This window comes from Nocardia gipuzkoensis, from assembly GCF_021183645.1.
Lineage (GTDB): Bacteria > Actinomycetota > Actinomycetes > Mycobacteriales > Mycobacteriaceae > Nocardia > Nocardia abscessus.
The window spans coordinates 4,135,971-4,162,341 of the sequence record NZ_CP089225.1; the positions used below are offsets into that span (position 1 = coordinate 4,135,971).

Below are 26,371 nucleotides of genomic sequence, written 5' to 3' on the forward strand. Positions count from 1 at the left end.
CACTACCGGTTGGTAACCGACTCGATGAGCCAGGTGTGAGCCGCTAATGTCGGCTGGCATGGAAGCGCATCCGCTCGTGACCGAATACCTGCGGCTCGGCTTGGCCTTCGACCGGTTGGAGGAAGGGTTCGTGGACGCCTTCACCGGCGATCCCGCGTTGCGCCGCGAGGTGCGGAACGCACCCGCGCCGCAGCCGCGCGAACTGGCTCGTCGTGCCGCCGAGTTGCGCGCCGCGGTGCCGGAGGCCGGATTGGCGCCGGGGCGCGCCGAATTCCTCGACGTGCACCTGCGCGCGCTGGAATGCTCCGGGCGGAAATTCGCCGGAGACGACATCGGGTTCGTCGAGGAAGTGCGCGCGTACTTCGACGTGGACATCGCACCCGGCGACGTGGACGACTACCGCGACGCCCACCGGCAGATGGACGAGGTGCTCGCCGGGGACGGGCAGCTGGCCGAACGGGTGGCCGCGCATCGCAAAGCCGACGAGATCCCCCCGGAACGCCTGTCGGCCTGCGTCGAGGCGTTCTCGAGCGCGCTGCGCGAGCTGGTCCGCGCCCGCTATCCGCTGCCCGACCACGAGCACGTCATCTACGAGGTGGTCGGGGACAAGCCTTGGTCCGGGTTCAACTACTACCTGGGCAACTACCGCTCCCGCGTCGCGATCAACTCCGACCTGAAACAGCACATGGCGCACCTGCCGCAGCTGATCGCGCACGAGTCCTACCCGGGGCATCACACCGAGCACTGCCGCAAGGAGGCCAGGCTGGTGGCCGCCGGGCAGGCCGAGCAGACGTTGTTCCTGGTGAACACCCCGCAGTGCCTGATGGCCGAGGGGCTCGCCGATCTGGCACTGCGTTCGATCGTCGGGCCGGGGTGGGGCAAGTGGGCACAGGAGATCTACGCCGATCTCGGGCTGCGCTTCGACGGCGAACGAGCCGAACGGCTTTCGAACGCCTCGGCCAAGCTGCTCGGCGTGCGCCAGGACGCCGCGCTACTGCTGCACGACCGGGGGCGTACGCACGACGAGGTCGCGGAGTTCTTGCAGACCTGGAATTTGACGACGCCGGAGCGAGCGCGCCAGTCGCTGCGGTTCCTGTCCTCGCCGCTGTGGCGGGCCTACATCTCCACTTATGTGGAGGGGTACCGGCTGCTGGGCGGATGGCTCGATCGCGCCGTCGACGCCGACGACCGAGCCGATCGCTTCCGCAGGCTGCTCGACGAGCCGCTCACTCCGGGTGCGGTGCGCGCCGCGGCGTGAGCCGGCGGGTCGCGCGGCTCGACCCCGGCGGGCCGAGCCGCGCGGGCTCAGGGTGGGACACGGGCTACTGGATCACCGCGCAGCCCTGCCCGCCCGCGGAGATGCTGCACAGCAGCAGCGAGAGGGTGCGCAGCAGCGCCTCGACCGGGGAGTTGGGTACCGAGACCAAGCCGACCATGTTCGTTCCTTCGTCAGGTGATGTGCACTGTCACCAGGAAAACCGGTCGGCGCACCATCGCTCGTTACGGCTCGTAGAGCCCCATGAATCAGGGGCCCGTCCGTGCGGGTGCGCTCCTCGGGTCAAGCTCGCGCGCGAAAGATGACGCAGGTGGTAGTGGCGTGTGCGACCAGGCGGCCCTGTTCGTCGACCACCCGTCCTTCGGCGGTCGCGGTGGTGCGCCCGACGTGGATCGTGGTGCCGGTGGCGGTGAGGCGTTGTCCGTCGGTGGGAACGGCGCGGATGTAGTTGATCTTCAGCTCCAGCGTCGTGTATCCGACGCCCGCCTCCAGCGTCGTGTGCACCGCGCAGCCCATCACCGAGTCGAGCAGGGTGGCGCAGATATTCGCGAGCAGGGTGTGCACGCCGCGGGGCTGACCACCCTGCTGGAACGGAGCAACGCCTCGCGCAACTCGCTCTACCAGCATTTCCCCGCGGGCAAGAGCGAGCTGGTCGAGGCCGCCACCCGGGTAGCGGGCGCGCGGATCGGCGAGGTGATCGACAAGGTCACCGCCGCGCCGCCGCGCCGGTGGTTCGATTCGCTGCTCGGCTGGTGGGTCTCCGCACTGGAGAAGACCGGCTATCGAGCCGGTTGCCCGGTCCTCGGGGCCGCGCCGGCCGAGTCCGAGCCTCGGGTGCAGGCCGCGGCGGGCGAGGTCTTCGCCGCCTGGCACGACCGGCTCGGCGCGGCGCTCCTCGCCGCGGGCATGTCCGCCGAGGAGGCGCGCTCCTTCAGCAGTTTCGCGTTCAGTGCGATGGAGGGCGCCATCGCCCAGGCGCGGGCGATGAAGTCCACGCAGCCGCTGGTGGACGCGCAACGGCAGCTGGGGGTGCTGTTGGCGAACTACCTGCCCGAGGACGGCGAATCCCGCTGAGGGCAGCTCGCCGCGCACCAGCGTGGCGCACGTCACCACCGGGCCACCCGACCCGCCTGTGCTGACACAGGGGATGAACCCCCTGCTCGGGGGATCGGCCCCCGGCCCATAGACTGAGGCCGTGACGCAGACGACCGCCTCTGTCAATTCCCAGTCTCTCGGTGAGCTCGATCCGGAGCTCGCTGCCGCGATGGCAGGCGAGCTCGCCCGCGAACGCGACACACTCGAGATGATCGCCTCGGAGAACTTCGTGCCGCGCGCGGTGCTGCAGGCGCAGGGCAGCGTGCTCACCAACAAGTACGCCGAGGGCTACCCGGGGCGGCGCTACTACGGCGGCTGCGAGCACGTCGACGTGGTGGAGACCCTCGCGCGCGACCGCGCCAAGGAGCTGTTCGGCGCCGACTTCGCCAACGTGCAGCCGCATTCCGGCGCGCAGGCCAACGCCGCGGTGCTGATGTCGCTGATGGATCCGGGCGACAAGCTGCTGGGCCTGGACCTCGCGCACGGCGGTCACCTCACCCACGGCATGCGCCTGAACTTCTCCGGCAAGCTGTACGAGGTGCACTCCTACGGGGTGAGCAAGGAAGACCACCGCGTCGACATGGACGAGGTGCGCGAGATCGCGTTGCAGGCGCGGCCCAAGGTGATCGTGGCGGGTTGGTCGGCCTACCCGCGCCATCAGGACTTCGCGGCGTTCCGCTCGATCGCCGACGAGGTCGGCGCGTACCTGTGGGTGGACATGGCGCACTTCGCGGGTCTGGTCGCCGCCGGTCTGCACCCCTCGCCGGTGCCCTACGCCGACGTGGTGTCCTCCACCGTGCACAAGACCCTCGGCGGTCCACGCTCGGGCCTGATCCTTGCCAAGCAGGAGTACGCCAAGAAGATCAACAGCGCGGTGTTCCCGGGTCAGCAGGGCGGCCCGCTCATGCACGCCATCGCCGCCAAGGCCGTCGCGTTCAAGATCGCCGCCGGCGAGGAGTTCAAGAATCGTCAGGAGCGCACCCTGTCGGGTGCGAAGATCCTGGCCGAGCGGCTCACCGCCGCCGACGTCAAGGACAAGGGCATCAGCGTGCTCACCGGCGGCACCGACGTGCACCTGGTGCTGGTCGACCTGCGTAACTCCGAACTCGACGGCCAGCAGGGCGAGGACCTGCTGCACGAGATCGGTATCACGGTCAACCGCAACGCCGTTCCGTTCGACCCGCGTCCCCCGATGGTCACCTCCGGCCTGCGGATCGGCACCGCCGCCCTGGCCACCCGTGGCTTCGGCGACACCGAGTTCACCGAGGTCGCCGACATCATCGCCGCGGCGCTGGCCGGCAGCGCCGACCTGGACTCGCTGCGCGCCCGGGTGAGCAAGCTGGCGCAGGATGTTCCGCTGTACGACGGTCTGGAGGACTGGCGCCTGCTGGGCTGACGCTCGCATCCGCTTCGCACATCCGCTGTCGGTCAGCGGATGTGCGAAGCCGGGAGCGCGAGTCGCCGCCGGGCTCAGGAACCCGGTATCTCGATGCCTTTGGCGGCCGCGAGTTCGATGAGCTTCCGCATTTCATCGATGGCGACCGCGACGTAGACGCGTAGCACGTCGTCGTCATCGCGGCGCAGCAGATATTCGTAGTCACTGTCGGTGAGCAATGCGCCCGCGGCGTCGAAGAAGTGCCATCGGACGTGCAGGCGGGTGATGCGCGCGGTGAGTTCGACCTGGCCCAGCAAGGTGTGGTCCACCCTCGCGAGCCCCAGCGCGCGATATAGGGGATAGGACTGGCGCAGACCCTCCGCCATGTCCGCGCGGGAAGCCAGCGAACCGACGAATCCGTCGCCCACGATCGTGCCCGGCGTGCCCCACAGCGCGGCCGAACGCTCGGCGTCGAACGAGCTCAACGCCTGCTGATACGCGACCAGAAATGCCTCGATCTCGTCCCGAGTTGCCATGGTCTCAAACTACGAGGCGGCGCCGCGATCCGGAACTACCGATCCATGCGCGCTTTCGCCCGCACGATCGACTCGTCCAGATATCGGGTGATATCGGCGCTGGTACCGGGTCGGATCATCAGGGCGCGATTGGCGGGCACCTCGCAGTACCGACCGTCGGTCGTGTCGATCCAGCGCAGGCGCCCGGTCCGCAGCGGCGCGGCGTTGCGCGGGCCGAGCAGCACGACGGCGGTGCCGCGGGTGGTGCACGACTGCCGCCAGAAACGCCGGTAGCGTTCCTTGGCCTGGCTGGCAGGCGCGTTGCCGAACAAATCCGGGCGATCGTCGTTGAGATCATCGAGCAAAAAGCTCTTCTCACCGACCGTTCCAGCGGGGGTTTGCGGCAGTAGGCGCACCACTTCGGTGGCGAGCTGGTCGACTCGGCAGCGGCGCAGCTGGACTCGGCCACCATCCGGCGCGGGTGATTGCACGGCGAGCACACCGGAGCCGGTGCGTGTCCCGCACGCGACGGCGCGCAGTTCGACACCCTCGCGCGTGTTGTCGTAGCCGAACAGTTCGATGCGCCAGTCGGGGCCGGCCAGCGTGCCGATCGCGCTGCGCAGGGGCAGCCGCTCGTCGCGGTCCAGTTCGGCGCGGAACTGCCGCTGATACTCCTGGTACTCGTTCAGGCCGGGAAACCGGCTGGTGAACCGGAACGGGAAGGGCATGCGATCGAGCCCGGTCCCGAACCACGCCGCGGCGAACTGCTCGGCCGACAGCGACCACTGCGCCATCATTTCTCTCCGAGGGCGGGCGGCACGGTCGGTTGCACCTCGCCGAGCAATTCCTTCGCGTGTTCCTCGGTGCGCAGGTACTTCGGCGACTTGTGCTCGTCGTCGTCCGTGCGCCTGCCGCGCATCCCCGGCGGGACCATGCCCGGGTAGCCGGGAACGCCGGGCGCCCCGGGGCGTCCCGCCGGAGCGGATGACCCAGGGGACGCGGCCGGGGCGGTGGGCTGAGCGGGACGTGAAGTGCCCGATCGTGCTTCGTTCTCCGCGGGGCTCGGAGTTCCCACCGCACCGGGCGTGCCCGGCCTGGCCGGCGTGCCGTTGGGCCTGCTGTCGAACGACACCGGCGTGACGGCGGCGGGCGCGGTCGGCAGCGGCGCGGTGGACGGCAACGGGGTAGCCGAAGTCGGCGTCTGCGTCCTCGTGGTGGAGGCGGGCGTGGTGGCCGCCGCGTCCTGATTCTGCGAAACGGCCTGCGGGGTAGTCGTCTCCGGAGCGTTTTCGCTCGTCTGCTGTGACTGGTCGTCCGGGTGGCCTTCCTCCGCCGTATCGCTGGGTGTGGCGGTGTCCTCGGAGGTGTGATTGCCGCCGGAAGACGGCTTGTCGCCCGAGGAGGATGTGTCGGCGGGGCGAGTGCCGTCCACCGGCTGCGAACCGGCGTTCACGCCCGCTTCCGTACCGGCGCCGGTCTCGATACCCGCCGGTGCCGCGGCGGCGGGGCTGACCGGGGGCGGCAGCGTGGGAATGGCCGGCGCGGTGGCCCCGTACGGCTGGATGTACTGGGTGTTCATTTCGTCGCGGGCTTGCTCCTCCCGCGAGTTGCGCTGTTCGGGATCGGCCGAGCCACCCGAAGTGTCGGCCAGGTCGGGCACCGACATCTTGAACTTGGCCGCCGCGTCCGCCGCCGCCGACAGCGGCACACCCTGCGCGCCGAGCGCATCGCCGAATTCGCCCATCCGCGCCGCGTAGTCCCGCACGCCGCGGACCGCGCTGTCGGCCGCCGCGCCTTCCCACTGCTGCTCAACGGCCTTCTTGATCGCGGACTCGAACTGCTGCCCCGCGTTCGTGACCGCCGCGGCGATGGCCGACCACGCGGCGAGCGCGCTGTCGAGCCCGGCCGGATTCATCGCGTCCGCCGCCTGTTTGATCTCCGCGTGCGAGAAGCTCTGCGCGTTCTCCGGATTGGTGATCGCGCGGCCGTCGGTTTGTCTCATGATCGCTTCCCCCGGTGTTCAGCTGCCCGCGGGCAGCAGTGGTGCGACTGCTCGGGCGATGTCGGTGGCGTTGTCACACGGTGACAGTTTGCGTGGGTGCTTGCCGCTCGGATCGTCGACGAGGATGTACAGCGAGCCGCCGTGCAACTCGACGTTGACCGTGCAGCCACCAGGAACGTCAGGGCGAGCTTCGTACCGCAATGCATTCCGACGACCGATCGGGACACCTATGGCCGAAGGAAACCTCTCCTTCACCTGGTCGAGCGTCCCGTTCGTCGTTTGGATCGTGAGGCTGTACCCGGCTCGCGCGACATAGCGGCAACCCTTCCAGCTGATCCCGCTCGTGCTGTTCTGCTTAGGGACGGGTGGCAGCGCGTCCCATTGGTGGTCGGCCAAGAACTGAGGCGTCAGGGCGGTGCAGGGATCGAACGATGTCTGCGAGCCGGGCCCGGCAGTCGAACTCGTCTCCGTGCCTGCGGCATTCGGTCGCGTCATCGATGTCGCATTCTGTGAGGACGTGGTCTCGTCCCCACATCCGATGAGCAGTACCGCCAGCGCCGCCGCTGCTGCGAAACCCGCCGTCGGCCGAAAAACCCTGTGCTCGCTGCCGCTCATACGCCGAGTTCCCGCATCTTGGCGGCGAACTCGGCATCGGTGCGCTGGTAGGAGTCGCAGATCGCCTTGAACATGGCTCGGATCTCCTCGGCGACGGAAATGTAGTCGCTCAGAGTGTCATAGGCGTTGTTCGGGCCCCCGAAAGCTTTCTCCCGGAACAGCCGAACCAGTTCGACTGCCGATGAAAGGCGCGGATTGTCCTCGCCCAACCCCCACTGCGTCTTCTCGCCTAGATCACGAGCGTCCGCGCGGGCACCGGTGAGCTGGTCGATCAACTCCTGGCACGCCTGGTCGATCTCGACGAACCCTTGCGGGTCCATCCGCACCTGCAATGCCCCGGTTTTCGCAGCGTCGATGTACCCGGGAAACGGGCTGTCCGCCATAGCCGCCCCTTCCGTCAGTGCCGTCTGACTTTATAGACGCGTCTGATCTCGCTCCGGTTCCATCGAAACACAGCCGATCGCACGGAGCCGACCGGTCGTGCCTCACTGCATCTGCGGCGCGGCCGCGGCGAACTGGGATGTCGTGCCCTGCCCCGGCCGGCGCGCGGGGTCCGATCGCTGTCAAGGCGGGTGGCGGATGATCAGCGCGCGCCGGCGGTGCCGACCAGTGCGGGGTAGTCCTTCAGATCGATGTCGTTGGCGGCGTTGTCGCTGTACTTGGTCATCAATGCGAACAGCCGGGATTCGAGGAACCAGTCGCGCATCTTGATGCCGCGCGCGGTCTTCGGCGCCAGGAAACGACCGGCGTTGCTGTTGCCCGCGATCTTCGCGTAGCGCTTCATGAGTTCGTCGTAGCGGGCGAACGCGGTCGTGTGATCGCCGTCCGCCAGGGCGAGTTCCCCCGCGATGACGTACGCGCCGACCACGGCGAGCCCGGTACCGAAGCCGCCCAGCGTGTTTCCGTACGCGGAATCGCCGACCAGGGCGACCCGGCCCTTGGTGTATCCGTCCGGCATGCGGACCTGGCTGATCGAGTCCATGTAGAAATCGTCGAATCCGGCCAGTTCGGTGAGCATGCGCGGCACCTCCCAGCCGACCTCGGCGTAGGTCTCGGTGAGGATGCGGCGCTGGGCCGCGCTGTCGTCGCGGGCGTAGTCGAGTTCGGGAGCGGCGAACATGTACATCTGCTGCGCCTTCGGTCCGCCGCTGATCGCGAGTCGTCCTGGAGCGTTGTGACCGTAGGCGGTCGCGCGTTCGGGCCGTCCGGCTGTCTTGCCGCCCCGTGGGCTCGCGCCCGCGACGGCGTAGTAGTAGCCCAGGTACTTCACGAAGTCGCGCTCGGGGCCGAAGGCCAGGCGGCGAACCCGCGAGTGGATGCCGTCCGCGCCGAAGACGAGGTCGAAGGTGCGTGCGGGCGCGTGCTCGAACTCGACGTGCACGCCTGCCGCGGTCTCGGTGAGCGCGGCGACCGAATCGCCGAACAGGTACTCGCAGCGGTCGCCGGTGCGGCTGTAGAGGATTTCGGACAGGTCGCCGCGCAGGATTTCGACGTCGCCGCCGGTGAATTCGCCCGACATCAGCGCCCGCCGCGAGCCCCGCTCGTCCACGAAGACCGTGTCGGTGGTGCCCGTCCTGCGCTCCTCGACGTCGTGCAGGATGCCCATCCGTTCCAGCACGGTGCGGTGGGTGCGGCCCTTGAAGTCGATCGCCTGACCGCCGGGCCGCAGCGTGCGGGCGCGCTCGACGACGGTGACCGCGAATCCGTATCGGTGCAGCCAGTAGGCCAGAGCGGGCCCGGCGATGCCGGCGCCGGAAACGAGGACGGTGGTGCTGCGCATGAGTCTCTCCAGAGTCAAAAATCTGTGTCCAAAGGAAACTGTATCCGACGGACGCTGATCAGCGTATGGTAGACACAGTTTCGGGTCAAGACGTTCTCCGGAAGGATTTCGGGCATGCCGACACCGACCACACTCGAACTGCTCTGGGGTACCGGTCACCGCCCGACGCGCGGTCCGAAACCCGCGCTGTCGGTGGAGCGGATCGTCGCGGAGGCGATCGCGCTGGCCGACGCCGAAGGGCTGGCGAGCCTGTCCATGCAGCGCCTGGCCGAGCGCCTGGGTTTCACCAAGATGTCGCTCTACCGCTACGTGCCGGGCAAGGCCGAACTCGTCGCGCTGATGCTGGACACCGCCCTGGGCGCACCCCCGGAGATGGGCGGCGTCGACGGCGCGGCGGAGGAGGCTTGGCGCGGCCGGCTGAGCGTGTGGTGCGAGACGGTCTACGAACGCTTGCGCGAGCACCCCTGGTCGCTGGAGGTGTCGGTGGGGGTGCGGCCGATCGGGCCGAACGAGATGGCCTGGATGGAGTCCGCGCTGGCGGCGCTCGCCGACACCGGGCTCACCACCGCCGAGCGCCTGGACACCGTCGTCCTGCTGATCGGGCACGCCCGCAGCCTGGTGCAGCAGACGCGGGTGGTGGACGCCGACGAGTTCGAGAAACAGATCGCCGGGCAGCTGGCCGAGATGGTGGCCGCGGCGGCGGATCGCTACCCGGCCGCGGTCGCCGCCTTCGCCGAGGAGGGTGCGGTCGCCGGAGGAGAGGGCGCGCTGAAATTCGGCATCGGGCGCATCCTCGACGGACTGGCCGTGCTCATCGCGCGCCGCGGAGGACCGGCGCGGCCTACGCTCGGACCATGACCGACGAACCCGACCTGAGACAGGACTCGATCACCACCGTGCGGGAGTTCTTCGCCGCGCTGGAAATCGGCGCCGCCGAGGAGGCGATCGACCTGCTGCACCCGGACATCGTCTGGAAGAACACCTCGCTGCCCGATGTGAAGGGCCTGCGCCGGGTCGCGGGCGTGCTGCGCGGCCTCCGCCGCGACTGGCTCGGCTTCGGCGTCGACCTGCATCACATCGCCGCCGACGGCGACGTCGTGCTCACCGACCGCACCGACTACCTGCGCTTCGGGCCGGTGCGTGTCGGATTCTGGGTGACCGGCACCTTCGAACTGCGCGACGGCCGAATCATCCTGTGGCACGACCACTTCAGTTGGGAGAACGTCCTGCGCGGCACCGGAGTCGGCCTCTGGCGCGCGGCGCTGAAGCGGGGCTGACCCGGCTCAGGAGTGCTGAGCCAGGTAGTCCAGGTAGACCGGCCGCAGCACCTCGGCGACCGCGCCGTCGCCCGCGTGGACGTACTGGTCGAGCATCGGCAGCACGTACTTGATGTCCGCCTCGCTCTCGCCCACGTTGCCCGCCGCGGCCTCCGCGGCCGGGATCGAGGTGAGCAGCCGCCACAGGAACCTCACGTCGCCGCGCCGCACGGCCAGCTTCATCGCCCGGTCGTGCAGCTCCTTCGACGACAGCTTCTCCAAATCCTCATTACCGGACATACCAGCGACTCTAACCGTCGAATCGGGCGACAGCGACCGCGTGGCGAATCATTATCGTCCCCGGAAGCCGTGCTGCGATGACTGCTATGACACCGCAAACGCCGCCCGCCTTCCGCGTGAAGCGCGTCTACGACACCCCGGACCCGGACGACGGCACGCGGGTGCTGGTCGACCGGCTCTGGCCGAGGGGGCTCACCAAAGCGCAAGCGCGGGTCGATCGCTGGCCCAAGGCGCTCACCCCGTCCACCGAATTGCGCCGCTGGTTCCATGCCGACCGGGACGCGCGCGGCCCGGAATTCGCCCGCCGCTACCGCGCGGAACTGGCGGCGCCGGATGTTCAGCAATATTTGCGGGAATTGCGCACGATGGCCGCCGAAGGTCCGGTGACATTGCTCACCGCCGTACAGGATCCGGCGAACAGCCATGTTCCGGTGTTGCTCGACGTGCTGCGTTGAACCCGCGCGACGTGCGGGTTTACCACAAATTCACGGACATGCTTCCCGGTCCCTGAGCGCGGATGCCCCGGTCGAAGGTAGCGTCGGGTGTGCGGGCCGCGGCGGTGTGGCTCGTACGGGAGGTCCTGGCCGTGACTGAGCTACTCAGTACGAGGGGGCCGGTCCCCGGCCCTCGTGGCGCCTGACGGCAACGTCGGGTCCATCAGGACGGACCGGTCCAGCGAGATCGTTCGTGCGACTGCCGCGCGAACACAGAGGAGCCCACCGTGACTGCTGCACGCTCCGTTTCCGCTCCCTCGGCGAACTCCAGCTCCGCGAAAGGCGGAGCCGCCGCGAAGGGGGCCCGCCCCTCGCAATCAGCCGGCAAAACCTTCGTCATCGACACGTCCGTCCTGTTGTCGGATCCCTGGTCCTTCACCCGGTTCGGCGAGCACGACGTGGTGTTACCCCTGGTGGTCATCAGTGAACTCGAGGCCAAACGGCACCATCACGAACTGGGCTGGTTCGCGCGCGAAGCCCTGCGCAACCTGGACGATCTGCGCCTGCAGTACGGCAGGCTGGATCAGCAGGTGCCGATCGGCGCCGAGGGCGGAACGTTGCAGGTGGAACTGAACCACACCGATCCCGCGGTCCTTCCGGTCGGCTTCCGCACCGACACCAACGATGCCCGGATCCTGGCCTGTGCGCTCAACCTCGCGGCCGAGGGCCGCGAAGTGGTGTTGGTGTCCAAGGACATTCCGCTGCGGGTCAAGGCCGGCGCGGTGGGCTTGCACGCCGACGAGTACCACGCCCAGGACGTGGTGACCTCCGGTTGGTCCGGCATGGTGGAGCTCGACGTCAGCACGGCGCGCATCGATCAGCTCTACGCCGAGTCGGTGATCGATCTGGACGAGGCGCGAGAGCTGCCCTGCCACACCGGCATCCGGCTGCTCGGCGTCAGCTCCAGCGCTCTCGGCCGGGTCACGCCGGACAAGCGGGTGCAGCTGGTGCGCGAGCGCGAGGCGTTCGGGCTGCACGGCCGGTCCGCCGAGCAGCGCATCGCCCTCGATCTGCTGCTGGACGAGAGCGTCGGCATCGTCTCGCTCGGCGGCCGCGCGGGCACGGGCAAGTCGGCGCTGGCGTTGACCGCGGGCTTGGAGGCGGTGCTGGAACGGCGCACGCAACGCAAGGTGGTGGTGTTCCGCCCGCTCTACGCGGTCGGCGGCCAAGAGCTGGGCTACCTGCCCGGCAGCGAGAGCGAGAAGATGGGCCCCTGGGCGCAGGCGGTCTTCGACACGCTCGACGGGCTGGCCAGCCGCGAGGTGATGGAGGAGGTGCTCGCCCGCGACATGCTGGAGGTGTTGCCGCTGACCCACATTCGCGGGCGGTCGCTGCACGACTCCTTCGTGATCGTGGACGAAGCCCAGTCGCTGGAGCGGAATGTCCTGCTCACGGTGCTCAGCCGCCTGGGAACCGGCTCGCGGGTGGTGCTCACCCACGATGTGGCTCAGCGCGACAACTTGCGCGTCGGCAGGCACGACGGCGTCGCGGCGGTGGTCGAGAAGCTCAAAGGCCATCCGCTTTTCGCGCACATCACGCTGACCCGTAGCGAGCGCTCGCCGATCGCGGCGCTGGTCACCGAGATGCTGGAGGAATACGGCCCCAACGCCTGATCCCGCAGCACCGCCCGAGGGTGTGTTTCACGGCACATCCGCCGGGTAATATCCGCCGCGATAGCTGTTCGATATGACCCGGTGACCTCGTCGGTCACCGGGTCATCGCCTGACAATCGGCCGAGGCTACGCGCGGCGTCACGGAGCCCGTGGTGTGTGCCGGTAGCCCACAGCGAGAGGATGGACATGCACCACTTCGCTCGACGAACGGCTGGATTCACCGCGGTGCTCGCCGCGGCAGGGCTGGCGTTGGCCGGCTGTGGCGACGACAACGACTCCGACACCGCCGCCACCATGACCGGCATGGTGACGACCATGATGACCACGCTCGCGCCCGGGACCACCACGCCCGACAACGACCGGACCACCACCGAGAACCGTGCGACGGGCACCGCGGGCCCGGCCGCCGAAGGGACCAAGATCCCCACTCCGGCCGGTGAGATCTCCGTCGACGGCGACATCTACGAGAAGTACACCGAGCTCGGCGGCCCCACCGGCACGCTCGGCCTCCCGCTGGAAGCCGAGGAGAAGGGCCCCGACGACGGCGAGTACCAGGACTTCGCGGGCGGCACGATCTACGAGGCCAAGGAAGGCGAACCGCACGTCGTCTGGGGTGAGATCCGCAAGGCGTGGGAGGACAACGGCGGCGCGCAGGGCCAGCTCGGCTACCCGGTCAGCGACGAGAAGGACATCCCAGGCGGTAAGCAGAGCGATTTCACCGGCGGCACCATCACCTGGGTGGACGGTACTATCACCGTCACGCCGAAGTAGTAACCCGGGATTTCGGCGTCCGGGACCGCCCTGCGGTCCCGGTAGCCCGCCCATTCCATCCATCCGCCCCCGCTTCGCGGGCCAAGCCGCTAGGTTATCTCGGTGCAAACTCTCCTGACCGATCGCGAATTGCTCGAATCGCTCGCGGTGGACGTAGAACTGCTGCTGCGCAAGCACGTCGATGTCGCCGACGGGTGGCAGCCACACGACTTCGTGCCGTGGGACGACGGGCGCAACTTCGCCTTCCTCGGCGGTACCGACTGGTCGCCGGAACAGTCCGAGCTCAGCGACACCGCCAAACTGGCGTTGACCGTCTCCGTGCTGATCGCCGACAACTTGCCCTCGTATCACCGCGAGATCGGCAAGTACCTGCGCACCGGCGCGTGGTGGCGCTGGGTCGGCCGCTGGACGGCCGAGGAGAACCGTCACGAGATCATGATCCGCAACTACCTCATGGTCACCAGGGCCGTCGACCCGGTGCAACTGGAGCGGTTGCGGATGGAGCACATGACCAAGGGCTTCCGCCGCCCGGCGATGCACCTGCTCGATGTGCTGGCCAACTGCGCGTTCGAGGAGGTCGCCAGCGCGGTCCGGCACCGCAACATCGCCGCGCTCGGGGAGAACCCCCTGGTCACCGCTATGGCCGAGCGCATCGCGCGGGACGACGAACTGCAGTCGGTCTTCTTCGCCGACCTGGTCGCCGCCGCGCTCGACCTGGTGCCGGACCAGACCGTGCGGGCCATCGCCGACCGCGTCGCCGGTTTCGAGGTCCCGACCGTGACGCTGCCGGACGGCCGCAGCAGCGACGCGGCGCTGGCCGAGGCGGGCGTCTACGACCGGTCCAAGGAGGACGAGCTGGTCTTCGCGCCGTTGCTGCGGCGGTGGAACATCTTCACCCGCACCGATTTCGGCCCGGACGGTGTGCTGGCGCGCGAGGAACTCTCGCGCTTGCGCGACTGACCTGCCGTCATCCGAGACGGACCCGCTTCGCGGGCGTTCCAGCCGAAAACGCCACCTCGGTAGCCCCACGGCTACCGAGGTGGCGTTCGTTTGCGGTCTCCTCAGTCCTGCTCTTTCACCTTCGCCATGGCCAGCACGTCGAGTCGGCGGTCGAGTTCCGCTTCGGTCAGTTTCTCGTCGAGCAGCCCGCGATCGATGACGGTCTGGCGAATCGTCTTCTTTTCCTTCAGCGCTTCCTTCGCGACCGCGGCCGCCTCCTCGTAACCGATCGCCGAGTTCAGCGGGGTCACGATCGAGGGGGAGGACTCGGCGAGCGTACGCAGGTGCTCGACGTTGGCGGCCAGACCGCGCACGCACTTGTCGGCGAAGAGGCGAGAGACATTGGCCAGCAGGCGAATCGACTCCAGCAGGTTGCGAGCCATCACCGGGATGTACACGTTCAGTTCGAAAGCGCCGTTCGCGCCCGCGAAGGCGACCGCGGCGTCGTTGCCGATCACCTGCGCGCCGACCTGAGTGACCGCCTCGGGCAGAACCGGATTCACCTTGCCCGGCATGATGGAGCTGCCCGGCTGCAGATCCGGCAGCTGGAGCTCGGCCAGACCGGTCAGCGGGCCCGAGCCCATCCAGCGAATGTCGTTGGCGATCTTGGTCAGGCTCACCGCGATCGTGCGGAGCGCGCCGGACGCCTCGACCAGACCGTCGCGCGCGGCCTGCGCCTCGAAGTGGTCCTCGGCCTCGCGCAGCGCATCGATGCCGGTGGTGCGCACCAGTTCCGCGACGACCTTCGCGCCGAAGCCGTCCGGTGCGTTCAGCCCGGTGCCGACCGCCGTTCCGCCGATCGGCAGTTCGCCCAGCCGCGGCAGCGTCGCCATGACACGGTCGATGCTCGCCGCGATCTGACGGGTGTAGCCGCCGAACTCCTGACCCAGGGTGACCGGCACCGCGTCCATCAGGTGGGTGCGCCCGGACTTGACCACGGTCCGCCATTCCACCGACTTGTCCAGCAGCGCCAGTCGCAGATGTTCCAGCGCGGGAACCAGATCCGTGATGACCGCCTCGGTGGCGGCCAGATGCGTCGCCGTCGGAAAGGTGTCGTTGGACGACTGCGACATGTTCACGTCGTCGTTCGGGTGGACGGTGACGCCCTTCGCCTTGGCCAGCGAGGCGATCACCTCGTTGGCGTTCATGTTCGAGCTGGTGCCGGAACCGGTTTGGAAGACGTCGATCGGGAACTGATCGTCGTGCTTGCCTTCGGCGATCTCGTTCGCCGCGGCGACGATGGCATCGGCCTTGCCGGGATCGAGCAGACCCAGGTCGCGGTTCACCGTGGCGCACGCGGCCTTCAGCAGGCCGAGCGCGCGGATCTGCGCGCGCTCCAAGCCGCGTCCGCTGATCGGGAAGTTCTCCACGGCCCGCTGCGTCTGCGCCCGCCACAAAGCGTCCACCGGAACCCGAACCTCGCCCATGGTGTCGTGCTCGATGCGGTACTGCTGCTCCTCGGTCATAATTCCGACCCTATGCCGCAGCCGCCCCCCATGGGGCAGCCACGCCTGAGGTCATTCGCACACCCCAGCCGCCACGCACCGGGAATACGAAACCGACTCCCCGAATGCCGCCGCTCCCATATGAAAGCCGTGCTCGCGCCCGATATCGCGAAGGGCACCGTCGAGCTGTCGTGATGGCCGTGCGAATGCTCACCCGACTCGCCCCGAGGATCTGCTGCTCCGCGACGAATCGCCACGGACAGCTGTTTCGCCCCGGGCAGCGCGATCGGGTACCCGAGGGGTATTGCTGGATCCCAGCCCCCCAGCCCCCCAGCCCCCCAGCCCCCCGGCACCACTCGGCCACTCCGGTTTCGAGCGGAGCGAGACCGAGCATTGTCCGTTCGCGGTCCGGCTCGCGTCCGAACGACTGCGGCGTTGGCGATGAGGGGCTGCTCGTCACCCACGACGGCGAACCCCCGATCGCGCGGCTATCAACCTCACGCGCCCTGCTGACCTCGACCCCAGGTTTCGAGCGAAGCGAGACCGAGCATGCGCCGTTCGCGGCCCGGCTCGCCTCCGAGCGGCCGCCGCGTCCGCGACGAAGTCGCCAGCGGCGGTCGCTCGGAGGCGAGCCATAAGGGGGCCGCGAACACGCCGCGACGAAGTCGCGGCCAATATCACGGCAGCGGCGGAACCGCGTGTTCGTCGCCGATGAAGTCGACCGAGGAGTATTCGCGCAGCTTGGTCAGGCGGTGGTAGGCGTCGATCATGCGGACGGTGCCGGACTTCGAGCGCATGACGATCGACTGGGTGGACGCGCCGCCGCCGTAGTAGCGCACGCCGCGTAGCAGGTCGCCGTCGGTGACGCCGGTGGCGCAGAAGAAGACGTTCTCACCGGAGACGAGGTCCTCGGTGGTCAGCACGCGGTCGAGGTCGTGGCCCGCGTCGATGGCCTTCTGCCGTTCCTCGTCGTCCTTCGGCGCGAGCTTGCCCTGCAACTCGCCGCCCATGCAGCGGATCGCGGCGGCGGCGATGATGCCCTCGGGCGTGCCGCCGATGCCGACCAGGATGTCGGTGCCGGACTCCGGGCGGGCCGCGGCGATCGCGCCCGCGACGTCGCCGTCGGAGATCAGGCGGATGCGGGCGCCCGCGTCGCGCACCTGCTGGATCAGTTCGGCGTGCCGGGGACGGTCCAGGATGCAGACGGTCAGGTCGGACTTCGACAAGCTCTTGGCCTTGGCGACCCGGCGGATGTTCTCGCCGATCGGCGCCGAGATATCGAGCACGTCGGCAGCGTCGGGACCGACGGCGATCTTGTGCATGTAGAACACCGCGGACGGGTCGAACATGGCGCCGCGCTCGGCGACCGCGAGCACCGAGATCGCGCCCGGTACGCCCTTGGACATCAGCGTGGTGCCGTCGATCGGGTCCACCGCGAAGTCCACTTCGGGGCCGGTGCCGTCGCCGACGGCCTCGCCGTTGTACAGCATGGGCGCCTCGTCCTTCTCGCCCTCGCCGATGACGACGATGCCGCGCATGGACACCGAGCTGACCAGCTGCCGCATGGCGTCGACGGCGGCGCCGTCGCCCCCTTCCTTGTCGCCGCGCCCGACCCACCGGCCCGCGGCCATCGCCCCTGCCTCGGTCACGCGGACCAGCTCGAGTGCGAGGTTGCGGTCGGGCGCCTCGCGGCGGCTAGGTGTGGGGGAAGTTGCCGTCATTGCGGGGTGCCTCCTGTGCGTCGGTACGTACCGGTCGATTGTCTCATTCGATGTGGCACGGGCGTACACCCCTGCTCGACGGTGTCGGGGTGCGCGGGGCAGCGTTACCGTCCGAGTGGATACTGGGAGCGTGTCGTACCAAAAGCCACGCATCCTGAACGACTACCGGGATCTGTTCTGGTCGCTGATCCCGTTGGTGTTGATCGCGCTGGTTTTCGCGGGCCTGGCCAGCCAGTGCAGTTTCGCCGCGAACGGTCCGACGCAGGGGCAGATCCCGCACTTCGACGCGCGGGCGGCGCTCACCGCCGACGCTCGCTCCATGCCGTTCCCGATCCGCAACCCGGACCTGCCCGCGGACTGGACGCCGAACTCCGGCAGCCGGGAGTCCATCGGCGGCACCGGCGGCGGACCGGCCAGCACGGTCGGCTACATCACGCCGCAGGGCACCTACATGCGATTCACCCAGAGCAACGCCACCGAGGAGGCGCTGGCCCGGTTCGTGCTCGGCTCCCGGTACGCCGGCGGCACCGAGCAGGTCGGCGCGCAGAAGTGGATCGTCTACGCCGAGCAGGGCTCGGAGACCGCCTGGATCACCGACCTCGGCCAGTCCCGCGTGCTGATCACCGGCGCGGGCAATCAAGCGGCGTTCACCACGCTCGCCCAGGCGATCACCGCGGCGCAACCACTGAAGCCCTGAAACGCCCTTGCCTTCGGCCGCGCGCGACCGTTAAGTTTGCCGCGGTACGAGACACGTGCCGAACCGGATCCCGGAGGTCGATGAATATGGCTGCCGCCAGCCGTATTTCGCATGCCCTTCGCCGGTTCGCGCGCTCCTGATTCTTCCGCAGACTCCTCGACGTGAACCGGTCTGTTCATCGATGACCAGGAGTATCACGTGTCTGTTTCCATCTCTTCCGATCTGCTCACCGAACGCCTGATCCTGCGGTCGTGGTCCGCCGGTGCGGCGGCCGCCGTGCTCGATGGCCGGCGTCATGCCCTGTGGGCGGCGGATTTCCCGGCCGAGGGAGATCGCGTCATCGCGGGGTTGTTCGCCGCGCATCCGGACTGGCTCGGACCTTTCGGGCACCGGCTGATCGTCGAGCGATCGAGTGGACTCGTCGTCGGATCGATCGGGCTGTTCTGGCCGCCCGCCGACGGCGAGCTGGAGCTCGGGTACGGCATCGTCGCCTCGCGGCGCGGTCGTGGCTACGCGACCGAGGCCACCGTCGCTTTGACGGCGCACGCGTTCACCGCGCCCGGCGTCCGCGTGGTGCGCGCCGATGTGGAACTGGCCAATCCACCGTCGGTGCGGGTGCTGGAGAAAGCCGGGTTCGAGCGGGTGAGCAGCGAGGACGGCGTCGCGCGGTTCCGCGCCGTGGCGCGGTAGGAGCGATTCCGAGGACCGCCGTCAGCGGTGGCTCACCACGTTGACGATGGTCCCGCTCGGGTCGCGGACGAAGAAGCGGCGCACGCCCCACGGCTCGTCGCGCAAGGGGTAGACGATGTCGGCCCCTGCGGCGATGACCGCCGCGTGCACGGCGTCGACGTCGTCCACCTCCACACTGATGTCCGGCTGGAGCTGTTCGGCCTCCGGGCCGACGAGCAGGACCTGGGCGGTCGGGTTGGACGGCGAGACCATCGTCACCACCCAGCCCAGGTCCATCGCCTCGCGGAAACCGAGCAGCCGGTAGAAGTCGCGGCTCGCGGCCAGGTCGGCGGTGCGGACGTCGGGCGTGGCGCGGCGGATGGTCATTGCGGCTGTTCCAGGTCGGTGCGGTGCAGCGCGTCCTCGACGCGCTTGCGCGCGCCCGCCAGGTGTTCTTCGCAGCGGTTGGCCAGCGCCTCGCCGCGCTCCCACAGGGCGAGGGATTCGTCCAGGTCGAGGCCGCCTTGCTCGAGGATCTTGACGACGTTGACGAGTTCGTCGCGCGCCCGTTCGTAACCGAAACCGGCGATCTCGGCCGATTCGTCGGCCGGGTCGGCGCCCGTCCCGTTCTTCCCCGCGGACTTGCCGGACTCGGCCAAGGTCAGTTCCTCCCTGTGTCGGTGTGCTTGGCGCCCAGCGCCTGAGTGCCGAGCGCGGCGGCCGTGACGGCGCCGTCGGCGACCCGGATGCGCAGCTGGCTGCCCGCGGGCGCGTCCTCGATGGAACGCACCACCTCCCGTTCCCGGCCGGTGACGCGCTGTACGACAGCGTAGCCACGCGACAGTGTGGCGGCCGGGCCCACGGCGGTGAGTTTCTCGCGCAGGTGCCGGGTGGCCGTGGATTCGGTGCGGATGAGCTGCTCGGCGCAGCGGTGCGCGGCCGTGCGCAGGCGTTCCACCTCTTCCTGGCGGCGATCGATCTCGCGCAGTGGTGCGGCGAGTACCGGCCGCGACCGCAGCTGGGCCAGCGCCCTGGTCTCCCGGTCGACCCAGCCGCGCAGCGCGGCGGCGGTGCGTTCGCGCAGTTCGCGGATGCAGGCCAGTTCGGCGGCGGCGTCCGGGACGATCCGCTTGGCGGCATCGGTCGGGGTGGCCGCGCGCAGGTCGGCGACCAGGTCGCTGAGCGGGTTGTCCGGCTCGTGGCCGATCGCGCTCACGATCGGCGTGGTCGCGGCCACGATGGCGCGGCACAGCGCCTCATCGGAGAACGGCAGCAGGTCTTCCACGCTGCCGCCGCCGCGCGCGAGCACGATCACCTCGACGGCCGGGTGGCGATCCAGCTCGGCCAGGGCGGCGAGCATCTGCGGCACCGCGGTCGGTCCCTGCACGGCGGTATTGCGGATTTCGAAACGGACCGCGGGCCAACGATTCCTGGCGACGCTCAGCACGTCGCGCTCCGCGGCACTGGCGCGGCCGGTGATCAGGCCGACCGTCCCGGGCAGGAACGGGATCGGGCGCTTGAGCCTGGGATCGAACAGCCCCTCGGCGGCCAGTAGCGCCTTCAGTCGTTCGATGCGGGCCAGCAGTTCGCCGATGCCGACCGGCCGAATCTCCAGCACGCGCAAGGAGATCGTGCCGCGCCCGGTGAAGAACGAGAGCTTGCCGTAGACCACCACTCGGCTGCCCTCTTGCAGGGGCACGGGGGAATTGCGAATGAGATCGGGGTCACAGGTCACCGACAGCGACATGTCGGCGGACGAGTCGCGCAGCACCAGGAACGCGGTCCGGGTGCCGGGACGGAGGTTGATCTGGGTGATCTGGCCCTCCACCCAGATGCTGCCGAGCCGGTCGATCCACTGGGCGACCTTGATGGACACCGAGCGCACCGGCCACGGGTGCTCGGCGGAATTGGCCGGTGCGGCGGGTTGGCCGGGGGTTTCCCGGCCGACCGCGGGCGACGCGGGTGTCCTTGGTTCGGTCACTGGGCCTGCACGGTGGCGATCCGGTTCGTCAGCATGGTCACGAACGGCGCCCTGGCGCGGGTGTGCTGCTCGTACTCCAGCAGCGCGACGAGGTCTTCGAGGGTCAGCATGCGCAGCCGTGCGCGCAACTGGGCCAGGGTCATGTTGGCGTAGTCGTATCGGACGGCGACTTCCGGTTCGGCGATCGCGGGCGCTTCCGCGACAGGGTCGGGATCGGATTCCGGCTCGGCCGGTTGCTCCCCGATCGTCGTCACCGGGGCGGCATGGCCGTTGGTCTCGCCCGCGCGGAACGGTTCGGGATCGTCGGCGGTGTAGAGGTCGAATCGGCTCGCGCGATGCGAGGCGGGGCTCGGCTCGTCGGCGAGGTCCTCGTCGAACGTGGCCCACTCCGGCTGCTCGACCGGGCGGTTGGACAGTCGATCGAAAACCGCGTCGCCCTTCAGCGCCAGACTGGTCACGAACTGCTGGACGTGCATCGTCGTCTGCAGCATCTGACTGATGGCCGTGATCGGGAAATTCATTGCCGCCGTAGGTAGCCGACGGGATTCCTCGAGAGCGTATACGGCGGCTCCGGCTGCGACCCGGGCCAGAAAGGGTGGTCGAAACATGGTCCTAGCCTGCCCGAAATGGTGTGTTATGCAAAGGAGGGGCGAGCGCGGTTCGGATATTCGCCCGTTCCGGCGCGCGGCCGATCGGCCGGAATTGCGCGGCGCTGTGCTCATAATGCGGAGAATAAACGCAGGTCCCGGCGAAGTGTCCGAGACATTCGCCGCGGCATGTCGGCAACCCCGCGGTGACGGCCTTCCGTCCCAGCTCGCGGCCCGTGCTCCGCGGATCTCGCGGGGGATGTGACGGACAACTCCCGGAGGTGGCGGGGTCCCGGGCCGCACGTATCCTGTGGGCATGTCTTCGGCCATTCCCTTGAACGTCGGAATCGCCCGCTCGGCAGGCGCCGGAAACGCCGTTGCCGACGGCGGAAAACGCGTGCTGCTCGCGGAGCCGCGCGGGTACTGCGCCGGCGTGGACCGCGCGGTCGAAACCGTGGAGAAGGCGCTCGACAAGCACGGCGCGCCGATCTACGTGCGTAAGGAGATCGTGCACAACCGGCATGTCGTGGAGACGCTGCGCGACCGCGGCGTGGTCTTCGTCGACGAGACCGACGAGGTGCCCGAGGGCGCGGTCGTCGTGTTCTCCGCGCACGGCGTGTCGCCCGCGGTGCACGCGTCGGCCGCCGCGCGCAGTCTGCACACCATCGACGCCACCTGCCCGCTGGTGACCAAGGTGCACCAGGAGGCCAAGCGCTTCGCCCGTGACGACTACGACATCCTGCTGATCGGTCACGAGGGCCACGAGGAGGTCGAGGGCACCGCCGGTGAGGCGCCCGAGCACGTCCAGCTGGTCGACGGGCCGGACGCGGTGGACAAGGTCAGCGTGCGCGACGAGTCGAAGGTGATCTGGCTCTCGCAGACCACGTTGAGCGTGGACGAGACGATGGAGACGGTGCAGCGGCTGCGCGAGCGCTTCCCCGGACTGCAGGACCCGCCGAGCGACGACATCTGCTACGCCACGCAGAACCGCCAGGTCGCGGTGAAGGCGATGGCGCCCGAATGCGACCTGGTGATCGTGGTCGGCTCCCGCAACTCGTCGAACTCGGTGCGTCTGGTCGAGGTCGCGCTCGGGGCGGGCGCCAAGGCGGCCTACCTGGTGGACTTCGCCCGCGAAATCGACCCGGCCTGGCTCGAGGGTGTCCGCACGATCGGTATCACCTCGGGAGCCTCGGTCCCCGACATCCTGGTCCGCGGCGTCCTGGACATGCTGGCCGAGCACGGTTACGGGGAGGTCCAGCCGGTCACCACGGCCAACGAGACCCTCGTCTTCTCGCTGCCCCGGGAACTGCGCGACGCCCGTCGCTGACGCCGAGCCCCGCGCAGGCGGGTGCGGGCTTCGGTACGTGTTCGGCGGGCCGCCCGCGAACGTGTCGCACCTGCGCTGGTGCCGCCGATCGCGAGCATGCGGTGCGATCCGTTCACCATTGCCGACGAGACCCTCGTCTTCGCGTTTCGCTGGGCATCGAGCGACGTTCGTCGCTGAAGCCGCGCTCGCGCGGGTGGTGGGGCTTCGGTACGTGCTGGTCGATCGCCCGGGGACGCGGAATTCGCGCAGCCGGGCGAGCGGCGAACTCGCCTACAAGTTCTCCGGCCTGCGCCGTTCCGTGCGGCTGGAATCGCGTTCGCGGTAGCGCACATTGGGCTGGGGATGCGGCGGCATGTCGCGTCGGCGCGCGCCGCGCGGTGGTTCGCCGTCGGGACGGGGCGTGGCAGCGGCCGGACGGCCTGCACCCCGGGCCGGGCCCCGGCCTTCGCGCGGACGAGACGGTGCGACCCGGGGCGCGGCATCGGCGACCTGCGCCGCCGGTCGGCGGGCCGGCCGAGGCGCGGGCTCGTCCGCGTCGTCCAGCGGGGGCTCATCGGGCTGCTTCTTCGGGCGGCGGGCTTTGCGGCGCGCCGAGTCCGCGAGGCCGCCGGACGAACGCGCGGGCCCGCTCTTCTTCGCCTGCGACCGCTTACCCCAGCTCTCGCCACGGCGGCGAGACGAGGGCGGCCGGGCCGCCTCCTCTTCGCGGCGGTGCAGATAGATCCGGGCGCCGCCGATCAGCAGGACGGCGATCGTGGCGAGCATCATCGTCGGGAACCGGTTCACCAGCGGGATCGCCAGGTTCAGCAGGATGTCCTTCAGCGAGGTCGAGCCACGACCGGTGAGCTGCTGATAAGCCAGCGGCACGGCGATGAAGAGCAGCAGGGGCGGCAGCACCATCGTGCTGAACAAGCCGCGATAGCGCACGGCGGCGACGGCCGCCACGCACCCGAGGACGTACAGCGCGGCGAACGTGCCGGTCAGTTCGGCGCTGCCGCCGCTGGCATCGATCAGAAACCCCAGAAACGTGCACGCAACCGCGATCAGGATCGCCGCGCCGACCGGGATCCCCGGCACCGACGGCAGGATCGAGCGTTGCGGCGCGGGCACCCGGGATCGCACACGTTCGGAAGCAGCCACGACATGCACACTAGTTGCCGCCGTGCTCGGCGGCGTGGCGGCACGGCTATCGGGCTGGTTACTCACCCGCGTCGGCGAAGCCCACCGCGCGGGGCAGGGAATCCACCCGCCCGATCGTAGGCACGTCCTGCTCGGCTATTTCCAGGTCGTGCAGCTTGCGCGCGGTGACCATCACCCGCGACTCCACGGAGGCCACGGTGTAGTTGAACGCCTCCACGGCTTTGCCGAGTTGCGCGCCGAGCCGGTCCAGATGCTTGCCGGTCATGCCGAGCCGGTGATACAGCTCACGCCCGAGACGCTGCACCGTCGCCATGTCCTCGGACAGCGCCTCCTGCCGCCAGCCGAAGGCGATGGTGCGGAGCAACGCGATCAGAGTGGTCGGCGTAGCGAGGATCACGTTGCGGCCGAACGCGTACTCCAGCAGCTCCGAATCGGTGGTCAGGGCCGCGTCCAGGAACGGATCGCCGGGCACGAACAGCACCACGAATTCCGGCGTGGGCTCGAAGGCGGCCCAGTACGCCTTGTCCGACAGCTGGTCGACGTGCGCGCGCAGATGTTTGGCGTGCCTGGTGAGCAGCTCGGCGCGCACATCGGGGTCGTCGGTGCCGCAGGCGTCCAGGTAGGCGGCGAACGGCACCTTCGCGTCCACCACGATGTGCCGGGCGCCCGCCAGCCGCACCACCAGGTCCGGCCGCACCGTGCGGTCGTCCTCGCCGCGACCCGTTCGGTGCACCTGCGTCTGGAAGTCACAGTGCCTGGTCATCCCGGCGAGCTCGACCACCCGTTCCAGCTGGATCTCGCCCCATCGCCCCCGTACCTGGGGCGCGCGCAGCGCCGCGACCAGCTGGCCGGTCTGCCCGGTGAGCTGGTGGGAGGTGCGCTGCATGCTCGCGACCTGTTCGCGCAGACCCGAATACGCGTTGATCCGCTGTCGCTCGACCTGCTGGATGTGCTCGTTCAGCGCGCCGACCGCCGCGCGCAGCGGCTCCACCATCGCACCGACGGCGTGCGAATGCCTGCGCGCGGCATCCTCGTTGGCGGCGCTGAGCGACTGGCGTAGCAATCGCTCGTTGTCCGCCGCGACCGCCAGGCGCGCCTCCGCCGCCGTGGCGCGGTGACCGGCGCGCGCGGTATGGCCCAGCCAGCCGAGGCCGAGACCGGCGGCGAACACCAGCAGCAGTGCGACGAGCATCGGTGCGGTCATAGCGCCGATAGTGCCGTACGTCACCGACAAGAAGCCGGCAGTGGGCAACTGCCCGGCATCGCGTCGGCAATCGGCGCTGCCAGCGCGTTCCGCAAAGATCCGCACACCATTCGAGATTCCGGCATCCGGAATCGCCTGCGTCGCGCGGGAATGGAGGCAAACGGATATGCGGTGATTCGCATGTCGGCGAATCCCGCCCGCCGGGCCGGACACGTGCGCTCGTTCCGGTGGACACGCCGTAGCCCGGCTGGGCAGATGCGACTCAGCCGGGCCTGGCGATTGAAGTCTGTCGGTGGGTTGCCCTACGGTTTCGCGGCATGCGGATGCTGCACACCTCGGACTGGCACATCGGGCGCACGTTCCACGGGGTCGATCTGCTTGCCGACCAGACTCGTTCACTGACCGCGATCGCGGAGCTGGTGGCCGAGGAGTCGGTCGACGTGGTGGTGCTGCCCGGTGACGTGTACGACCGGTCGATTCCGAGCGCCGACGCGATCGCGGTGTGCAACCGGGGATTCGAGGCCATTCGTGCCGCGGGGGCCCAGATCGTGGCCACCTCGGGCAATCACGATTCACCTGCCCGGTTGGGCGCGGGCGCGAGCTTCGCCGCGGCGGGCGGGTTGTATCTACGCACCACCGTCGCCGACGCCGATCGCCCTGTCCTGCTGGAGGACGAGCACGGGCCGGTGGCGTTCTACGGCATCCCGTACTTGGAGCCGGAGATCACCCGCGCCGAACTCGAAGTGCCGCAGGCACGCTCGCACGCCGAGATCCTGGACGCGGCCATGGCGCGCATCCGTGCCGACATCACACGGCGGCCAGGGGCACGGACGGTCGTACTCGCCCACGCCTTCGTCGTCGGTGCGGAGGCCACCGGATCGGAGCGCTCGATCTCGGTCGGCGGCGTGGAGACGGTTCCGCTGTCCGCCTTCGACGGCATCGACTACGTGGCCCTCGGCCACCTGCACTCGCCGCAGACGCTGGCCGAGCCGGTGCGCTACTCCGGTTCGCCGCTGCCGTACTCGTTCGGCGAGAACGCGCATCGCAAAGCGGTCTGGATCGTCGACCTGGACGCCTCCGGCCTGGGCGCGGTGCGACGCCGGGACCTGCCGACCGTCCGCGGGCTGAGCAAGCTCACCGGCACCCTGGACGAGCTGCTCAGCGGCACGCAGCACACCGCGGCCGAACAGCACTACGTGTCCGCCGTGCTCACCGATGTCGCCCGCCCGGTCGACGCGATGCGCAAGCTGCGCGAACGGTTCCCCTATGCCGTCCACGTCGAATGGGCGCGGCCCGAGGGGAGCCCGGAACTGCGCTACCGTGAGCGGGTGCACGGCCGCCGCGACATCGAAGTAGCCCGGAGCTTCCTCACCGACGTCCGCGGCCTACCCAGCGCGAGCGAGATGACCTGGCTGGAGCGGGCGCTTGCCGCCGCCGTCGCCGAGCCCGAACAGGTGACCACGGTGAGCGCCACCGAGGAACTGACCGCATGAGCGCACCGCCGAGGCC

General features: G+C 69.4%; 28 protein-coding genes and 1 pseudogene. 13 read left to right on the forward strand and 16 right to left on the reverse strand.

What is annotated here, in order from left to right; all coding sequences use genetic code 11:
- Positions 1 to 58 precede the first annotated feature (58 nt).
- Complete coding sequence (locus tag LTT66_RS18605; protein WP_233059929.1) at positions 59 to 1,258, forward strand: DUF885 domain-containing protein; 1,200 nt, start codon at positions 59 to 61, stop codon at positions 1,256 to 1,258.
- A 300-nt stretch (positions 1,259 to 1,558) separates the two neighbouring features.
- Here LTT66_RS18605 and LTT66_RS18610 read toward each other — a convergent pair.
- Positions 1,559 to 1,834: pseudogene (locus LTT66_RS18610) on the reverse strand (PaaI family thioesterase); the annotation flags it as partial.
- Between LTT66_RS18610 and LTT66_RS18615 the strand changes: the two are divergent.
- Positions 1,835 to 2,350 carry an LmrA/YxaF family transcription factor gene (locus LTT66_RS18615; RefSeq protein ID WP_233059930.1) on the forward strand — a complete coding sequence of 172 codons (516 nt, stop codon included), beginning with the start codon at positions 1,835 to 1,837 and terminating at the stop codon, positions 2,348 to 2,350.
- Between the two features lie 190 nt (positions 2,351 to 2,540).
- Positions 2,541 to 3,767 carry a serine hydroxymethyltransferase gene (gene glyA, locus LTT66_RS18620; RefSeq protein WP_233069317.1) on the forward strand — a complete coding sequence of 409 codons (1,227 nt, stop codon included), beginning with the start codon at positions 2,541 to 2,543 and terminating at the stop codon, positions 3,765 to 3,767.
- 74 nt (positions 3,768 to 3,841) lie between these two features.
- Here glyA and LTT66_RS18625 read toward each other — a convergent pair whose 3' ends face one another.
- The 6 genes from LTT66_RS18625 to LTT66_RS18650 all read right to left on the reverse strand — a co-directional run bounded on the left by LTT66_RS18625 (position 3,842) and on the right by LTT66_RS18650 (position 8,658).
- Positions 3,842 to 4,282 carry a nuclear transport factor 2 family protein gene (locus tag LTT66_RS18625; RefSeq protein ID WP_233059931.1) on the reverse strand — a complete coding sequence of 147 codons (441 nt, stop codon included), beginning with the start codon at positions 4,280 to 4,282 and terminating at the stop codon, positions 3,842 to 3,844.
- Between the two features lie 35 nt (positions 4,283 to 4,317).
- Entirely contained in the window at positions 4,318 to 5,058 is a 741-nt protein-coding gene (locus LTT66_RS18630) for an ESX secretion-associated protein EspG (RefSeq protein WP_233059932.1), read from the reverse strand.
- Positions 5,055 to 6,263 (reverse strand): hypothetical protein, encoded by a 1,209-nt coding sequence (locus LTT66_RS18635; RefSeq protein WP_233059933.1) that lies wholly within the window; start codon positions 6,261 to 6,263, stop codon positions 5,055 to 5,057. The genes LTT66_RS18630 and LTT66_RS18635 overlap by 4 nt, the downstream gene beginning before the upstream one ends.
- Positions 6,264 to 6,281: 18 nt before the next feature.
- Complete coding sequence (locus tag LTT66_RS18640) at positions 6,282 to 6,878, reverse strand: DUF3558 domain-containing protein (protein WP_233059934.1); 597 nt, start codon at positions 6,876 to 6,878, stop codon at positions 6,282 to 6,284.
- Positions 6,875 to 7,261, reverse strand: coding sequence for a hypothetical protein (locus tag LTT66_RS18645; RefSeq protein WP_233059935.1), 387 nt, complete (start codon positions 7,259 to 7,261; stop codon positions 6,875 to 6,877). Before LTT66_RS18645 ends, LTT66_RS18640 begins: the two co-directional genes overlap by 4 nt.
- A gap of 200 nt (positions 7,262 to 7,461) precedes the next feature.
- Entirely contained in the window at positions 7,462 to 8,658 is a 1,197-nt protein-coding gene (locus tag LTT66_RS18650) for an FAD-dependent monooxygenase (RefSeq protein ID WP_233059936.1), read from the reverse strand.
- Positions 8,659 to 8,772: 114 nt separating this feature from the next.
- Between LTT66_RS18650 and LTT66_RS18655 the strand changes: the two genes are divergently transcribed.
- A complete protein-coding gene (locus LTT66_RS18655) occupies positions 8,773 to 9,516 on the forward strand; it encodes a TetR/AcrR family transcriptional regulator (protein ID WP_195067690.1) in 744 nt (247 codons plus the stop codon).
- Positions 9,513 to 9,935: a limonene-1,2-epoxide hydrolase family protein gene (locus LTT66_RS18660; RefSeq protein ID WP_233059937.1), complete on the forward strand. Its 423-nt coding sequence runs from the start codon at positions 9,513 to 9,515 to the stop codon at positions 9,933 to 9,935. Before LTT66_RS18655 ends, LTT66_RS18660 begins: the two co-directional genes overlap by 4 nt.
- 6 nt (positions 9,936 to 9,941) lie before the next feature.
- Here the strand turns inward: LTT66_RS18660 and LTT66_RS18665 are convergent, their stop codons facing one another.
- Entirely contained in the window at positions 9,942 to 10,214 is a 273-nt protein-coding gene (locus LTT66_RS18665) for a hypothetical protein (protein ID WP_195095032.1), read from the reverse strand.
- 86 nt (positions 10,215 to 10,300) lie between these two features.
- On the opposite strand from LTT66_RS18665, the gene LTT66_RS18670 reads away from it, so the two are divergent.
- The 4 genes from LTT66_RS18670 (at position 10,301) to LTT66_RS18685 (ending at position 14,052) form a co-directional block, all read left to right on the forward strand.
- Positions 10,301 to 10,669 (forward strand): DUF488 domain-containing protein, encoded by a 369-nt coding sequence (locus tag LTT66_RS18670; protein WP_233059938.1) that lies wholly within the window; start codon positions 10,301 to 10,303, stop codon positions 10,667 to 10,669.
- 266 nt (positions 10,670 to 10,935) lie between these two features.
- Complete coding sequence (locus tag LTT66_RS18675; protein ID WP_181723426.1) at positions 10,936 to 12,321, forward strand: PhoH family protein; 1,386 nt, start codon at positions 10,936 to 10,938, stop codon at positions 12,319 to 12,321.
- A gap of 186 nt (positions 12,322 to 12,507) precedes the next feature.
- A complete protein-coding gene (locus LTT66_RS18680) occupies positions 12,508 to 13,092 on the forward strand; it encodes an LGFP repeat-containing protein (RefSeq protein ID WP_233059939.1) in 585 nt (194 codons plus the stop codon).
- Positions 13,093 to 13,194: 102 nt separating this feature from the next.
- The gene (locus tag LTT66_RS18685; RefSeq protein WP_233059940.1) at positions 13,195 to 14,052 is read left to right on the forward strand and encodes an acyl-ACP desaturase; all 858 of its coding nucleotides are present in this window, start codon (positions 13,195 to 13,197) and stop codon (positions 14,050 to 14,052) included.
- 101 nt (positions 14,053 to 14,153) lie between these two features.
- Here LTT66_RS18685 and LTT66_RS18690 read toward each other — a convergent pair whose 3' ends face one another.
- Positions 14,154 to 15,557 carry a class II fumarate hydratase gene (locus LTT66_RS18690; RefSeq protein WP_233059941.1) on the reverse strand — a complete coding sequence of 468 codons (1,404 nt, stop codon included), beginning with the start codon at positions 15,555 to 15,557 and terminating at the stop codon, positions 14,154 to 14,156.
- A gap of 656 nt (positions 15,558 to 16,213) precedes the next feature.
- Positions 16,214 to 17,257, reverse strand: a complete 1,044-nt coding sequence (gene glpX, locus LTT66_RS18695; RefSeq protein ID WP_181723429.1) for a class II fructose-bisphosphatase — start codon at positions 17,255 to 17,257, stop codon at positions 16,214 to 16,216.
- Between the two features lie 130 nt (positions 17,258 to 17,387).
- On the opposite strand from glpX, the gene LTT66_RS18700 reads away from it, so the two are divergent.
- Both LTT66_RS18700 and LTT66_RS18705 read left to right on the forward strand, forming a co-directional pair.
- A complete protein-coding gene (locus LTT66_RS18700; protein WP_195067682.1) occupies positions 17,388 to 17,954 on the forward strand; it encodes a DUF4245 domain-containing protein in 567 nt (188 codons plus the stop codon).
- Between the two features lie 198 nt (positions 17,955 to 18,152).
- Positions 18,153 to 18,644: a GNAT family N-acetyltransferase gene (locus LTT66_RS18705; protein ID WP_233059942.1), complete on the forward strand. Its 492-nt coding sequence runs from the start codon at positions 18,153 to 18,155 to the stop codon at positions 18,642 to 18,644.
- Between the two features lie 21 nt (positions 18,645 to 18,665).
- On the opposite strand, the gene LTT66_RS18710 is transcribed toward LTT66_RS18705, so the two are convergent.
- From LTT66_RS18710 to LTT66_RS18725, 4 genes are all read right to left on the reverse strand, one after another.
- Entirely contained in the window at positions 18,666 to 19,010 is a 345-nt protein-coding gene (locus LTT66_RS18710) for a VOC family protein (protein WP_233059943.1), read from the reverse strand.
- The gene (locus tag LTT66_RS18715; protein WP_195033582.1) at positions 19,007 to 19,213 is read right to left on the reverse strand and encodes an exodeoxyribonuclease VII small subunit; all 207 of its coding nucleotides are present in this window, start codon (positions 19,211 to 19,213) and stop codon (positions 19,007 to 19,009) included. The genes LTT66_RS18710 and LTT66_RS18715 overlap by 4 nt, the downstream gene beginning before the upstream one ends.
- Positions 19,214 to 19,284: 71 nt before the next feature.
- Positions 19,285 to 20,604, reverse strand: coding sequence for an exodeoxyribonuclease VII large subunit (xseA, locus tag LTT66_RS18720; protein ID WP_181723433.1), 1,320 nt, complete (start codon positions 20,602 to 20,604; stop codon positions 19,285 to 19,287).
- Complete coding sequence (locus LTT66_RS18725; protein ID WP_233059944.1) at positions 20,601 to 21,212, reverse strand: lipid droplet-associated protein; 612 nt, start codon at positions 21,210 to 21,212, stop codon at positions 20,601 to 20,603. The genes xseA and LTT66_RS18725 overlap by 4 nt, the downstream gene beginning before the upstream one ends.
- Before the next feature lie 295 nt (positions 21,213 to 21,507).
- Here LTT66_RS18725 and LTT66_RS18730 point away from each other — a divergent pair, with 295 nt between their 5' ends.
- A complete protein-coding gene (locus LTT66_RS18730) occupies positions 21,508 to 22,518 on the forward strand; it encodes a 4-hydroxy-3-methylbut-2-enyl diphosphate reductase (protein ID WP_233059945.1) in 1,011 nt (336 codons plus the stop codon).
- Positions 22,519 to 22,788: 270 nt separating this feature from the next.
- Here the strand turns inward: LTT66_RS18730 and LTT66_RS18735 are convergent, their stop codons facing one another.
- Both LTT66_RS18735 and LTT66_RS18740 read right to left on the reverse strand, forming a co-directional pair.
- A complete protein-coding gene (locus LTT66_RS18735; RefSeq protein ID WP_233059946.1) occupies positions 22,789 to 23,658 on the reverse strand; it encodes a DUF6542 domain-containing protein in 870 nt (289 codons plus the stop codon).
- A 58-nt stretch (positions 23,659 to 23,716) separates the two neighbouring features.
- Positions 23,717 to 24,862 (reverse strand): DNA recombination protein RmuC, encoded by a 1,146-nt coding sequence (locus LTT66_RS18740; RefSeq protein WP_233059947.1) that lies wholly within the window; start codon positions 24,860 to 24,862, stop codon positions 23,717 to 23,719.
- Positions 24,863 to 25,179: 317 nt separating this feature from the next.
- Between LTT66_RS18740 and LTT66_RS18745 the strand changes: the two genes are divergently transcribed.
- Entirely contained in the window at positions 25,180 to 26,355 is a 1,176-nt protein-coding gene (locus LTT66_RS18745) for an exonuclease SbcCD subunit D (protein WP_233059948.1), read from the forward strand.
- Positions 26,356 to 26,371: the final 16 nt, after the last annotated feature.

Bases quoted from the DNA above. Each gene is read 5' to 3' on its own strand.
- LTT66_RS18740 (WP_233059947.1), bottom strand. From the start codon at position 24,862: ATGACCGCACCGATGCTCGTCGCACTGCTGCTGGTGTTCGCCGCCGGT.
- LTT66_RS18650 (WP_233059936.1), bottom strand. From the start codon at position 8,658: ATGCGCAGCACCACCGTCCTCGTTTCCGGCGCCGGCATCGCCGGGCCC.
- LTT66_RS18630 (WP_233059932.1), bottom strand. From the start codon at position 5,058: ATGATGGCGCAGTGGTCGCTGTCGGCCGAGCAGTTCGCCGCGGCGTGG.
- LTT66_RS18690 (WP_233059941.1), bottom strand. From the start codon at position 15,557: ATGACCGAGGAGCAGCAGTACCGCATCGAGCACGACACCATGGGCGAG.
- LTT66_RS18745 (WP_233059948.1), top strand. From the start codon at position 25,180: ATGCGGATGCTGCACACCTCGGACTGGCACATCGGGCGCACGTTCCAC.
- LTT66_RS18670 (WP_233059938.1), top strand. From the start codon at position 10,301: ATGACACCGCAAACGCCGCCCGCCTTCCGCGTGAAGCGCGTCTACGAC.
- LTT66_RS18625 (WP_233059931.1), bottom strand. From the start codon at position 4,282: ATGGCAACTCGGGACGAGATCGAGGCATTTCTGGTCGCGTATCAGCAG.
- LTT66_RS18655 (WP_195067690.1), top strand. From the start codon at position 8,773: ATGCCGACACCGACCACACTCGAACTGCTCTGGGGTACCGGTCACCGC.
- LTT66_RS18660 (WP_233059937.1), top strand. From the start codon at position 9,513: ATGACCGACGAACCCGACCTGAGACAGGACTCGATCACCACCGTGCGG.
- LTT66_RS18665 (WP_195095032.1), bottom strand. From the start codon at position 10,214: ATGTCCGGTAATGAGGATTTGGAGAAGCTGTCGTCGAAGGAGCTGCAC.
- LTT66_RS18710 (WP_233059943.1), bottom strand. From the start codon at position 19,010: ATGACCATCCGCCGCGCCACGCCCGACGTCCGCACCGCCGACCTGGCC.
- LTT66_RS18725 (WP_233059944.1), bottom strand. From the start codon at position 21,212: ATGTTTCGACCACCCTTTCTGGCCCGGGTCGCAGCCGGAGCCGCCGTA.
- LTT66_RS18645 (WP_233059935.1), bottom strand. From the start codon at position 7,261: ATGGCGGACAGCCCGTTTCCCGGGTACATCGACGCTGCGAAAACCGGG.
- LTT66_RS18730 (WP_233059945.1), top strand. From the start codon at position 21,508: ATGTCTTCGGCCATTCCCTTGAACGTCGGAATCGCCCGCTCGGCAGGC.
- LTT66_RS18680 (WP_233059939.1), top strand. From the start codon at position 12,508: ATGCACCACTTCGCTCGACGAACGGCTGGATTCACCGCGGTGCTCGCC.
- glpX (WP_181723429.1), bottom strand. From the start codon at position 17,257: ATGACGGCAACTTCCCCCACACCTAGCCGCCGCGAGGCGCCCGACCGC.
- glyA (WP_233069317.1), top strand. From the start codon at position 2,541: ATGGCAGGCGAGCTCGCCCGCGAACGCGACACACTCGAGATGATCGCC.
- LTT66_RS18635 (WP_233059933.1), bottom strand. From the start codon at position 6,263: ATGAGACAAACCGACGGCCGCGCGATCACCAATCCGGAGAACGCGCAG.
- LTT66_RS18605 (WP_233059929.1), top strand. From the start codon at position 59: ATGGAAGCGCATCCGCTCGTGACCGAATACCTGCGGCTCGGCTTGGCC.
- LTT66_RS18640 (WP_233059934.1), bottom strand. From the start codon at position 6,878: ATGAGCGGCAGCGAGCACAGGGTTTTTCGGCCGACGGCGGGTTTCGCA.